Genomic DNA, 12,400 nt, shown 5'->3' with positions numbered 1-12,400 from the left:
TTCCTTGCGTGCCCACCGTCCCCCTCCCCGCGGGGCTACTGCCCCTCGAACCTCACATTGGTGATGGCCTGCTTGTAGCCGGCGCCCGAAAAGCCGTCGGCCTGTGAATGGGGAAGAGCGGTCAGCCAGACGACGACATAGCGCGCCTCCGCGGGTGCCTTCAGGGTGAGTGTCGCCGCCTTGCCCTTGGTCGTGACGGTGGCGAGCTTCTTCAGCTGGTTCGGCTTGGCCGTGGTGTTCAGCGAGTCGGCCGCGTAGAGCGTGACCGTCGTGTGGTCGCCACCGTAGTAGAGGTCTATCGAAGCCTGCCCGAGTTTCCTTGCCGCTCCCAGGTCGTAGGCGATGCCCACGCCCTTCTTGACGGAGGGGGCGAATTCGGGGCCGTCGCTGAAGCTGTTCGTGCGCCAGTACGTGGACGTCTTGCTGTCGTACGTGGCCCCGACGTCGTTGGGGTGCTGGGCTCCCCCGTACGGCGCGTACTCGGCCGCCCCCTGGATCGGCAGCGGCTTCAGCGTCACTTGGTTCGCGCCGCCGTTGTCGCTGCCGCCGTCGCCGCCCGTGTTGTGGGAGGTGGAGGTCCCTCCGGACTTCGCCTGGTTCTCGCGGTCCATCAGCGTCTCCGCGAGCTGCCAGCTGCCGAGGCCGAGGGCGACGATGAGGAGGGCCGAGACGGACCACTTGAGGGCCTTGCCGGTGCGGCCGGGCAGGGCCGGGGGCGGCGCGGCGGGGAGGGACGTCGTGCCGCCGGTGGACGCGGGGCCCGCGCCGGTCTGGCGGTAGGAGCCCTGCTGGTAGGTGGTGCGCGAGTAGGGCGTCATCGCCGACTCGGGCGGCCGGATCTTGGCGATCGCGGTGACGGCCTTGGCCAGCTCCTCGGGGGTGGTGCAGGGCTCCGGCTCACGGGAGGCCGTCGCCCCGTCGTTGACCAGGGCACGCATGGCCAGCTCCGACAGCCCGCGGTGGACCCCTGCCCGCACCTGGTCGGGCGCGACCAGGCCGATGTCCTTGGGGAGGCCGGTGAGCCCGTGGTCGTCCTCCGGGTACGGCCAGCGCTGGGTGAGCGAGGCGTACAGGAGGGCTCCGATGGCCTCGGTGTCCTCCCGCTGCGGGCGCTCGGAGGAGATCCCGCGCAACGCGGCGGCGACGGCCAGACCGCGGATGCGGTACTGGCCGGAGTCGGTGCGCAGGACGGCGTCGGGGCCGAGTCGCAGATGGGCCAGGCCCTCACGGTGGGCGGCCGCCATGGCCTGGGAGATCTGGCTGACCATCTGGTAGGCCTCGTGCGGCTCCAGCGGGTCGGCGGTGATCAGGGCGGTCAGTTCGCGCGCGTCCGGGAGCCACTCGTGGATGACGTAGACGAGGTCGTTCTCCTCGACCGCGTCGAGGACCTGGACGAAACGGGGGTCACCGAGCAGGGCGGCGGAGCGGGCCGCAGCCAGCACCGAACGGGCCCGGCCGTGGTCGGCGGGCAGGGTGTGGATGCCCACGGCGCGGCGCAGCTTCTCGTCGACGGCCCGCCAGCTGCTGAAGCCGTCGGAACGGGTGAGGCACTCTTCCAGGCGGTAGCGCTTGGCGAGCTTGTGGCCGCTGTGGAGCTCCGGCGGCTCGGACTTGGTCGGTGCTGTCTCCTCGGGGATGGTCTGCTCTGGCGCGTCCTGCTCTTCGCTCCGGTCCGTCGCCTCGTCGGCCGTGGCCCCGTCCGTGTGGGCGGCGAGCTGCTCTTCGCCGCCCTCGTTGGCCACTCCGACGGCAGCCGTGCTCCGTTCCGCCACCGTCGTTCCTGCCTCCCCATCCGTTGCAAGATCTGACAACACAGCCGAGGACAATTGTGCCAACAGTCCACCGCTATGCACGACACACGACGGCCCACGAAGGTTGCGCGCTGGGCGCCGTCAGCGGCCCAGCCGGCCCCTGACCATGCCGACCATGGCCGTCAGTTCCTCGACGCGCATGCGCTTGGCGGCGATGAAGAAGATCCCGCCCAGCACAAGGGCGCCGAGCACCAGCGACAGCAACGATGCGGCAGCGCCGTGACCCAGCGATTGCGAGACACCGTAGACGACGGCACCGGCGCCCGCAGCGGCGGGGATGCACGCACCGAAGAGCCTGGCGTACGTGCGGACCACGCGCTTGCCGTCGATGTCGCCGCCGAGGCGCCTGCGCAGCCGCTTGACCGCCACTCCGACGCCGATCGTATAGGCGAGGCCGTACCCGGCAGCCATGCCGACCACGGCCCAGCGGGCGGGGAGCACGAAGTAGCAGACGGCGGCCGCGACGGCGTTGCAGGCGGCGACGATGACCGTGTTGTAGAAGGGGGTGCGGGTGTCCTCGTACGCGTAGAAGCCGCGCAGGACGATGTACTGCACCGAGAACGGGATCAGCCCGAGGCCGAAGGCCATCAGGATGTAGCCGATGTTCAGGGCGCCCTCTCCGGAGCTGCTGTAGAGCAGGGTGGCCATGGGGAGGCCGAGGGCGAGGAAGGCGAACGCGGCGGGCACGACGGCCACGCCCGAGGTCCGCAGGCCGTAGGAGAGGTCGTCGCGGACGGCGGCGGCGTCACCGTCGGCCGCGGCGCGCGAGATCCGCGGCAGCACGGCGGTCATCACGGAGACGGTGATGATGGCCTGCGGCATCTGCCACAGGAGCAGCGCGTAGTTGAAGCCGGTGATGCCGGCGCCCTCGTGGCCCGTCTTCTCGGCCGCCGCGCCCGCCGCCGTGGCGAACTGGGTGAGGACGATCATGCCGACCTGGTTGGCGAGGACGAAGAAGAAGGTCCACTTGGCCAGCTTCGCCGCGTGGCCGAGGCCGTGGCCGCGCCAGTCGAAACGCGGCCGGATCCGGAACCCGGCGTCGCGCAGGTAGGGGAGCATCGCCAGCGCCTGCACCGCCAGGCCCAGCAGGGTGCCGAGGCCCAGCAGCCGGACCCCGTCGGGGGTGATGGTCCCGGAGGAGACGCGCGTGTCGGTGAAGGAGCCGAAGGCCCAGATGAAGGCGCCGAAGGTGGCGATGATGACGACGTTGTTGAGGACCGGGGTCCACATCATCGCGCCGAAGCGGCCGCGGGCGTTGAGGATCTGCCCGAGCACGACGTGCACCCCCATGAAGAACATGGTGGGGATGCAGTAGCGGGCGAAGGTGACCGCGACCTCGAACCTGACCGGGTCGGAGGCGATGTCGTGGGACATGGCCTGGATGAAGACCGGTGCGGCGATCACGCAGACGGCGGTGACGGCCGCCAGGCCGACGACGACCAGGGTGAGCAGGCGGTTGGCGTACGCCTCGCCGCCGTCGTCGTCGTTCTTCATGGCCCGTACCAGCTGCGGGATGAAGACCGCGTTGAGGGCGCCGCCGCCGACCAGGATGTAGATCATCGTGGGCAGGGTGTTGGCGACCTGGTAGCCGTCGTTCAGCGTGCCGACGCCGATCGCGGCCGCCATGACCAGGGTGCGGAGGAATCCGGTGACCCGGGAGACGAGGGTGCCGGCCGCCATGAGCGCGCTGGACTTGAGGATGCTGCCGGCCCGTCCGCCGGACTTCCCGGCCACGGGCTCCACCGCGGGCTCGGGCTCCGCCGGGGCCGTCTGCACCGGCTCGTCACGGAAGAGGTGGGCGTACTCGTCCGGCCGCGCCGGCCTCCCGTCCTCGTCCGGGGCGTGGGAGACCAGCTCGTCGACGCCGACGTACCGGGTGTTGGCGTCGTCGGCGTAGGGCATGCGGTACGGCTCCTGGTGCGCGTACGGCGGGCCGTAGGCATGGGGCTGGGCCGGCGGGTGCGCGGTGCGGTCGTACAGCGCCTCGCCCACCGGGTCCTGCGCGGTCGGATCCTGCCGCTGGTACGGGTCGCGGGCGTAGGTGTCCTGCAGGTACGGGTCGGGCGCGGCAGGGTACTGCCCGGGCTGCTCGGGGAACCGCTCCCCGGCTTCCCGTTCGCGCTCACCGTCGTACGGTGCGTTCATCTCTGCCCCACCTCATCGGCCATGGCTCGCTGGCTATCGGTCCACCTTCTCACCCGTCCCGGACGGGTCCGTACTTTCCGGGGAGGTGTCCGGCGCCAGGTCACCCGGCTGCTCGTCCTCGACGCCGTCCCGGTCACCCATGGTGCCCTCTGCGGCGTCGTCCTCGTCCTCGCCCGTGTCCCCGTCCCCGGACGGGTCCGCGTCGTCCTCGGACGGATCCGTGTCGCCGTCCTCGCCCCCGGCGGCCGCGCGGCGCTTGCGCTGGTGGTACATCCGGACGCCCGCCAGCACGAGCAGCAGGAGCCCGGCGGCGATCACCAGCATGACGGTGGATGTGATGGAGGTGACATCCACCTGGAAGGTGATGGGGTAGCCGAACCTGGCGCCGTCCGCCGTGTAGAGCTGGGCGGTGACCGTGTTCAGTCCGTTGCGGGCGGCGGTGCCCTCGAACTTCAGGGAGCGGGTGTGGCCGCCCTCCACGGTCACGGGCTGCGCTTCGCCCGGGTCGAGGCTGTTGCCCTGGCTGGACGTGAGGCGCAGCTCCAGGCCCTGCACGGTCTGGCCGAGCTCGTTTTTCACGGTCACCGGGATGGTGCCGCTGCGGCCCGACAGCGTGAGCGTCCCGGTCTTGGGGAGCAGGTAGACCAGGCTCATCAGGTCGGACAGGTAGTCGAAGATGGCCGTGCGGTAGGCGGCCGACCCCCGGGGGGAGCCGCGCCACTCGGTGGACATCGAGCGCATCAGCGCGTTGCCGAAGGGGGTCCGCACCCGGTCGGGCTTGCTCAGGAGGGCCATGAAGTCGTCGAGCTCGCCCTGGGTCGCCTGGATCTGGCGGAAGGCCGCGGTGCTCAGTTCCTGCTTGCGCAGGCGCTTGGGGTAGGACCCGGTACCGGGCACCGTGCGGTTGGCCTTGGGGTCGGGGGTGGCCTTCGCCGCCGCGGAGAAGTCGACGGTCTCGGCCCAGCCGCCGGCGGCGACCTCCGTGATGGCCTGGGCCATGGCCTGCGCCTGTGAGGCCTTGGCCATGCGCTGCGGGGCGACGACGATGCTGCGCTGCCGGTCGGGCGCCTGCATCGTGATCATGAGCGTCTGGGCCAGGTACTTCTGCACCGCGAGGGTCGAGGTCCCGGCCGACGTCATGTCGCCCTGGAAGGCCTTGGAGAGCCCGGAATCGGCGACCACGGCCGTGGTGCCCCCGCCGATGGGCCGCGCCGAGGTGGGGGTGTACCTGAGGCCGCCGGGCTCGCCGAGGCTGTCGCTGCGGGCGATCACCTTGTCGGCGCCGGCCGAGGTGGCCACGTCGACGATGGAGGGGTCGACGGCGCCCTCCACGGGCCAGGAGACGTCCGTGGCGGGGGTGACCACGCCGTTGAGGACGGTCTCCACCGTCGTGGTCGCGAGCTCCGTGGCGGTCTTGAGGTGGTTCAGGGTGCCCGGGACGCTCTTGCCGTGGTGCGCGATCGAGGCGAGGTCGGGGTCGGCGAAGGGCAGGGCGACGACCTCGTCCCCGGCGACGGCCTCCTTGAGGCTGTTCAGCCAGCGCTTCGCGTCGTCGGTGCCGGTGCCGGACGTGGTGTGGTCGAGATCACCTTCGGGCCCCGCGACCTGGTACCGGCGCGTCATCGCGTCGACCGTGGCGAGCAGGTCCGGGTCGATGACCCACGTGACGGGCAGGTCCCGGCCGAGCGCCACCATCTGCTGCAGACGGCCGCCGGGCGCCAGGTCCCCGGCGAGGTCGTCGTTGAGGAAGATCGGGCTCTGCTGGTCGTCGCTCTCGCTGCGCACGGCGAGGTGCGGGCGGTCGATCAGCGGCCACAGGAAGGTGTAGCGGGTCGGCTTGGCGTCCCCGTCCGGGTACCAGGGGAGGAAGGTCCGCTCGATCCCCAGGTACTCGTCGTAGCCGCGGTCCCTGGTCTGCCCGGTGAGGGAGACCCCGAGCTGGTAGACGCCGTCCCGGCCCAGGTCCAGGTCCTTGACCTGGACCTTCAGGGTGAAGCTGCGGCTGATGCCAGCCGGCAGGTCGTCGACGGGCACGGTGTGCCCGGGGACCTCCTCGCCGTCGGCCGCGGTGTGGGGTGCGCTGGTGGAGGTGCCGTTGATGGCGCTGCGGCTGCCCAGCGGGCCCTGAGGGGCGATCTCCACGCCCACGTGGGCACCGCTGACGGCGTGCTTGCTCTTGTTCGTGACGGTGCCGGTCACCGTGAGGGTGTCGCCCTTGGCGGGCACGGTGGGGGACAGTGAGTTCACCGACACGTCCACGGCCCGGCCGTCGGAGCCCTCCGCGTGCGCCGCGGGGGCCGTACGGGCCTGGACCAGGCCGGTGAACAGGGTGGCGCCCACGAGCAGTGCCGTGGCCCGGCGCAGCCTCGAACGGGCCGGAGTGCCTCCGGGGTGCTGTGCCGCCTCGCCCACGCGCTGGCCGTCCCTCGTCGTCATCGGATGTGCGTCCTGGAATGGTAACGATGCTCGATGACCCAAAGTGCTGTGAGTGGGCCACAAGATCGATACAGTCCGGGGGCGCGGAGGCGTCGACAAGATCGCGGATGCCGGTAAACCGGTCCGCCGCGGGGCGCATGGCCACGTACCCTTTTCTGTTGTGCCGAATGCCAACAACGCCCCCCAGACCCTGAAGACCGCGCCGGTGATCGCGCCGGTGGCCGAAGAGCTCGGCCGTCGCTTCAAGGACGCCGGATTCCGGCTTGCCCTCGTCGGCGGCTCGGTCCGCGACACCCTGCTCGGCAGGCTCGGCAACGACCTCGACTTCACGACCGACGCCCGGCCCGACCAGGTACTGAAGATCATCCGCGGGTGGGCGGAGGCCGTCTGGGAGGTGGGCATCGCCTTCGGCACGGTCGGCTGCCGGAAGTACGGCTACCAGATCGAAGTGACGACCTACCGCTCCGAGGCCTACGACCGCACCTCGCGCAAGCCGGAGGTCTCGTACGGGGAGACCATCGAGGAGGACCTGGTCCGCCGGGACTTCACCGTCAACGCGATGGCGGTCTCCCTGCCGGAGGCGGAGTTCGTCGACCCGTACGGCGGGCTCGGTGACCTCGCCCAGCGCGTGCTGCGCACTCCGGGCACCCCGGAGGAGTCCTTCTCCGACGATCCGCTGCGGATGATGCGCGCCGCGCGCTTCGCCGCCCAGCTGGACTTCGAGGTGGCTCCCGAGGTCGTGACGGCGATGACGGAGATGGCCGACCGCATCGAGATCGTCTCCGCCGAGCGGATCCGGGACGAGCTCAACAAGCTGGTCGTCTCCGACCACCCCCGCAAGGGCCTGCAGCTGCTGGTGGAGACCGGTCTGGCAGCACGGGTCCTCCCGGAGCTGCCGGCGCTGCGCCTGGAGCGTGACGAGCACCACCGCCACAAGGACGTCTACGAGCACACGCTGACCGTCCTGGACCAGGCGATGGCACTGGAGACGGAGGGGCCGGACCTCGTGCTGCGCCTCGCGGCGCTGCTGCACGACATCGGCAAGCCGCGGACCCGGCGCTTCGAGCCCGACGGACGGGTCTCCTTCCACCACCACGAGGTGGTCGGCGCCAAGATGACCAAGGGACGGCTGACCAAGCTCAAGTACCCGAACGACACCGTCAAGGACGTCGCCCGGCTGGTCGAGCTGCACCTGCGCTTCCACGGCTACGGGACCGGGGAATGGACCGACTCCGCCGTCCGGCGCTACGTCCGGGACGCCGGACCGCTGCTCGACCGGCTGCACAAGCTGACCCGCTCCGACTGCACGACCCGCAACAAGCGCAAGGCGGGGGCTCTGTCGCGCACCTACGACGGGCTCGAGGAGCGCATCGCGCAGCTGAAGGACCAGGAGGAGCTGGACGCGATCCGGCCGGACCTGGACGGCAACCGGATCATGGAGGTCCTGGGCATCCCCCCGGGTCCCCAGGTCGGCAAGGCGTACAACCACCTGCTGGAGCTGCGCCTGGAGAACGGTCCGCTGGGTGAGGAGGCCGCTGTGGCCGCACTGAAGGAGTGGTGGGCCGCGCAGGGCTGAGCGTCACCGTGTCCGGGCCGTGCACGTGCCGAGGGGGTCGTGTTTCACGTGAAACACGACCCCCTCGGCCTTAACGCCCGTCCCGTCACTTGCTGATGGTCTGCAGGCAGAGCACCACGTTGTTGAAGTCGGTCCCGGACTGGGTGTAGTAGACGTCCGACTCGTTGACGGACTCACACTGCTTCTGGTCGGTCGAGTCGTCGAACTTCTTGACGATCTTGAACTGTGCATCGCCGGAGGAGCAGTCGACGTCCACCAGGTCCGGGCTCTGCTCGGTGCCCTTGTTGTGGAGGCAGCTGCCGACCTTCGACGTCTCGGCGTCGGTCTGGTCGAACTGGGAGAAGGCGAACCGCACGCCGATGATGACCACGATGGTGACGATCACGCCGATGATGCGCTTGCCGATGTTCTTGCCGCGCCGCGGCGGGGCGGCCGGCGGCGGGAAGGCGCCGGGCTGACCCTGCGGGGGCGGGAAGGCGCCGGGCTGGCCCTGGGGCGGCGGGAAGGCGCCGGGCTGGCCTTGCGGGGCCGGAATGTTGGTGTTGTCGGGCGGCGGAGTCGCCATGGTCGTTCCCCTCCCTGGGATGAACCTGTCAGTTCCTGTGAACGCGCGAACGTTACTGGAGGGGTCGGACAGCCCATCCGCCGGGGCATGTGTTTCACGTGAAACGGGCGGACGCGGGGTGATCTTCGTGTTTCACGTGAAACGGCGCGGAGTCCCGGCGGTGCCGACCGCCACCGCCGCGTAGACCGCGGAGAGCCCGAGGAGGAGCCCCACGGAGCGGCCGTCCGACGGGAGGACCAGCGCGCAGATGGCTGCGGCGCCGACGAAGGCGACGTTGAACAGCACGTCGTAGATCGAGAAGATGCGCCCCCGGTAGGCGTCGTCGATCGAGGACTGGACCACCGTGTCGGTGGCGATCTTCGCCCCCTGGGTGGCCAGCCCCAGCACGAAGGCCGCCGCCAGCACCGGCGCCGGCTCGAAGGGGAGGCCCAGTGCGGGAAGCAGGACGGCGGCCGAACCCGCGCAGACGGTGATCCATCCGAAGGTGCCGAAGCGGCCCGTGGCCCAGGGGGTGAGCACGGCCGCCGCGAAGAAGCCCGCACCCGAGACGGCGACCGCCAGCCCGAGCAGCGCCAGTCCGTCCGCCGTTCCACGGCCGGTCCCGTCGGATCCCGCCCAGGCGTAGCGGCAGAGCATCAGCACCGTCACCGTGAGCCCGCCGTAGCAGAAGCGCATCGCCGTCATCGCGACCAGGGCGCGTGCGGCGCGCGGCCGCCGGCGCAGATGCCCCAAGCCGTGCACCAGGCCGCGGAAGGTGCTGAGCAGCGCCTCGCCCACCCGCGGCTGGATACGGGACGGGTCCGGCCCCAGCAGGTCCCGCCCCAGGGTGAGTGCGGCGAGCCCGGCACAGAGGTAGAGGACGGCGCCCAGCACCACGACCAGGACGTCGGAGCGGGTGCCCTCGGCCATCACCAGGTGCACCAGGAAGGCCGCTCCCCCGCCGGCGGTGGCCGCGAGCGTGCCGGCGGTCGGGGACAGCGCGTTCGCCATGACCAGGCGCTCCCCGTCGACGACCCGGGGCAGGGCGGCCGACAGGCCAGCGAGCACGAAGCGGTTGATGCCGGTGACCGAGAGGGCGGACAGGTAGAAGAGCCAGTCCGGGACGCGCAGCAGCATCAGCACGGCGGTGCCGACGGAGAGCGCCGCCCGCAGCAGGTTGCAGTGGAGGAGGACCTGCCGGCGCCGCCAGCGGTCCAGCAGGACGCCCGTGAACGGCCCCAGGAGCGAGTACGGCAGCAGCAGGACCGCCATCGCGGAGGCGATCGCGGCCGGCGAGGCCTGCTTCTCCGGGGAGAAGACCACGTAGGCCGCCAGCGCCACCTGGAAGACCCCGTCGGAGAGCTGGGACAGCAGCCGCACCGTCAGCAGCCGGCGGAAGTCCCGGAAGCGCAGCAGCACACGGAGATCACGGACAACGGGCATGCGCACAGCCTCACATGACGCACAGGCCCCCGGGTGCCATACCCGGGGGCCTGTGCGGTCGCGTCGTACGACGAGTGGCGACGGGGGTTAAGCCGCTGTTCAGCGCTCGACCTCGCCGCGGATGAACTTCTCCACGTTCTCGCGGGCCTCGTCGTCGAAGTACTGCACCGGCGGGGACTTCATGAAGTAGGAGGACGCCGACAGGATCGGGCCGCCGATGCCGCGGTCCTTGGCGATCTTCGCCGCGCGCAGCGCGTCGATGATGACACCCGCGGAGTTCGGGGAGTCCCAGACCTCGAGCTTGTACTCCAGGTTCAGCGGCACGTCGCCGAAGGCACGGCCCTCGAGACGGACGTACGCCCACTTGCGGTCGTCCAGCCAGGCCACGTAGTCCGAGGGGCCGATGTGGACGTTCTTCTCACCCAGGTCGCGGTCGGGGATCTGGGAGGTGACGGCCTGCGTCTTGGAGATCTTCTTGGACTCCAGGCGCTCGCGCTCGAGCATGTTCTTGAAGTCCATGTTGCCGCCGACGTTCAGCTGCATGGTGCGCTCGACGATGACACCGCGGTCCTCGAAGAGCTTGGTCAGCACGCGGTGCGTGATGGTGGCGCCGACCTGCGACTTGATGTCGTCACCGACGATCGGCACACCGGCCTCGGTGAACTTGTCCGCCCACTCCTTGGTACCGGCGATGAAGACCGGGAGCGCGTTGACGAAGGCGACCTTGGCGTCGATGGCGCACTGAGCGTAGAACTTCGCCGCGTCCTCGGAACCCACGGGCAGGTAGCAGACCAGCACGTCGACCTGGCGGTCCTTGAGGATCTGCACGACGTCCACCGGCTCCTCGGCGGACTCCTCGATGGTCTCGCGGTAGTACTTGCCGAGACCGTCCAGGGTGTGGCCGCGCTGGACGGTCAGGCCCTTCTGCGGCACGTCGCAGATCTTGATGGTGTTGTTCTCGCTGGCACCGATGGCGTCCGCGAGGTCGAGGCCGACCTTCTTCGCGTCCACGTCGAAGGCCGCCACGAACTCGACGTCACGCACGTGGTAGTCGCCGAACTGCACGTGCATGAGGCCGGGCACGCGGGTGCCCGGGTCGGCGTCCTTGTAGTACTCGACACCCTGCACCAGCGAAGCGGCGCAGTTGCCCACGCCAACGATGGCTACGCGAACCGAACCCATTCCGGTTGCTCCCTGTGTAATCGTCACGCGGGTCCCCGGCGCGTGCCGGGTCCGCCGTTTTCCTGTTGGTTGTCCTGCTCGGCATCGGCGGACGGAACGGCCGGGGGCTGCTTGTCGCGCCCCGCCCGCTCGGTCTCGATCAGCTCGTTCAGCCAGCGGACCTCTCGCTCCACCGACTCCATGCCGTGCCGCTGCAGCTCGAGCGTGTAGTCGTCGAGCCGCTCACGGGTACGCGCGAGGGACGCGCGCATCTTCTCCAGGCGCTCCTCGAGGCGGCTGCGCCGCCCCTCGAGGACACGCATCCGTACGTCCCTGGACGTCTGGCCGAAGAAGGCGAAACGAGCCGCGAAGTGCTCGTCCTCCCACGCGTCAGGGCCGGAGTGGGCGAGGAGCTCCTCGAAGTGCTCCTTGCCGGCCGCCGTCAACCGGTACACGATCTTGGCCCGTCGGCCGGCCAGCGGCGCGGCGAGCGGATCGGGGTCAGGGCCGGTCTCCTCGACCAGATAGCCCTGGGTGACCAGTGTCTTGAGGCAGGGGTAGAGGCTGCCGTAGCTGAACGCGCGGAACACACCGAGCGAGGTGTTGAGCCGCTTGCGCAGCTCGTAACCGTGCATCGGGGATTCGCGCAGCAGGCCCAGGACGGCGAACTCGAGGATGCCGGAGCGTTTGCTCATGCCCTCGTGTCCCTCCCGTCCGTGCCTTCGTCGCCTCTTATCTCGCCGTGATGTATCGACTCGATACATCGAGACGATAGAACGAGTTCCCCGGTACGGCAAGACGGCTCACGGTGACCGGCGTCACATCACGAAATCCGTCCACCGTCAACCGCCCGGAATGTGATGAACATCTGGCTAGAACCTCTTTTGACCGTGCGTACTCTGTTCGCCATGCAGAGCACCGGGAACCGTGTGACGCCAGTGAGCGTCCTTGTCCCTGGTGCAGTGCGGTCATCGCACGCCGGGGGGACCGGAAATCAACTGCCGCTTTCAGGCGATTCCGCCTGTCCTAGGAGTAGCTGTTCATGAGCGAGCACCGTCGCAAGCCGCCGCAGTCGCCCGGCGACGGCCGGGCCGCCGCCCGGCGCGGCGCGCAGCAGCCGCCCCCGCCGCCAGGCGGCCGGCGGGCCGCTGGGCCGCCCACGCCGCAGCCGTACGGCACGCACGGAACCGGTTCGGGGCAGGGCCACGGCCCGCGCCAGGGCATGGGACAACCCCCCCGTCAGGGTGCGGGTGCGGGCGCGGGGGGCCGCGCGGGTACGGGGAG

At 70.4% G+C, this 12,400-nt stretch carries 8 protein-coding genes and 1 pseudogene; 2 read left to right on the top strand and 7 right to left on the bottom strand.

The annotated features are described in order from the left end of the window. Positions 1-35 precede the first annotated feature (35 nt). From PV350_RS38560 to PV350_RS38550, 3 genes are all read right to left on the bottom strand, one after another. Positions 36-1,772 (bottom strand): protein kinase family protein, encoded by a 1,737-nt coding sequence (locus PV350_RS38560; protein WP_500338109.1) that lies wholly within the window; start codon positions 1,770-1,772, stop codon positions 36-38. Between the two features lie 120 nt (positions 1,773-1,892). Further along, positions 1,893-3,956 (bottom strand): murein biosynthesis integral membrane protein MurJ, encoded by a 2,064-nt coding sequence (murJ, locus tag PV350_RS38555; protein WP_499512899.1) that lies wholly within the window; start codon positions 3,954-3,956, stop codon positions 1,893-1,895. Between the two features lie 33 nt (positions 3,957-3,989). After that, the gene (locus PV350_RS38550; RefSeq protein WP_500338107.1) at positions 3,990-6,392 is read right to left on the bottom strand and encodes a DUF6049 family protein; all 2,403 of its coding nucleotides are present in this window, start codon (positions 6,390-6,392) and stop codon (positions 3,990-3,992) included. Between the two features lie 160 nt (positions 6,393-6,552). Between PV350_RS38550 and PV350_RS38545 the strand changes: the two genes are divergently transcribed. After that, a complete protein-coding gene (locus tag PV350_RS38545; RefSeq protein WP_499512901.1) occupies positions 6,553-7,968 on the top strand; it encodes a CCA tRNA nucleotidyltransferase in 1,416 nt (471 codons plus the stop codon). Between the two features lie 85 nt (positions 7,969-8,053). Here PV350_RS38545 and PV350_RS38540 read toward each other — a convergent pair whose 3' ends face one another. From PV350_RS38540 to PV350_RS38525, 4 genes are all read right to left on the bottom strand, one after another. Continuing rightward, entirely contained in the window at positions 8,054-8,533 is a 480-nt protein-coding gene (locus PV350_RS38540) for an LppU/SCO3897 family protein (RefSeq protein ID WP_499512902.1), read from the bottom strand. A 132-nt stretch (positions 8,534-8,665) separates the two neighbouring features. Beyond that, positions 8,666-9,955 (bottom strand): MFS transporter, encoded by a 1,290-nt coding sequence (locus PV350_RS38535; RefSeq protein WP_500338106.1) that lies wholly within the window; start codon positions 9,953-9,955, stop codon positions 8,666-8,668. A gap of 99 nt (positions 9,956-10,054) precedes the next feature. Further along, entirely contained in the window at positions 10,055-11,137 is a 1,083-nt protein-coding gene (locus tag PV350_RS38530; RefSeq protein ID WP_499512904.1) for an inositol-3-phosphate synthase, read from the bottom strand. A 23-nt stretch (positions 11,138-11,160) separates the two neighbouring features. Further along, positions 11,161-11,811: a PadR family transcriptional regulator gene (locus PV350_RS38525; RefSeq protein WP_499512905.1), complete on the bottom strand. Its 651-nt coding sequence runs from the start codon at positions 11,809-11,811 to the stop codon at positions 11,161-11,163. Positions 11,812-12,158: 347 nt separating this feature from the next. Here PV350_RS38525 and PV350_RS38520 point away from each other — a divergent pair. Continuing rightward, positions 12,159-12,400: pseudogene (locus tag PV350_RS38520) on the top strand (hypothetical protein); the annotation flags it as partial.

Source organism: Streptomyces sp. PA03-6a, assembly GCF_033792765.1.
Classification (GTDB): domain Bacteria; phylum Actinomycetota; class Actinomycetes; order Streptomycetales; family Streptomycetaceae; genus Actinacidiphila.
Note: the sequence above shows the minus strand (reverse complement) of the source record. Positions and strands in the feature narration are given on the sequence as shown.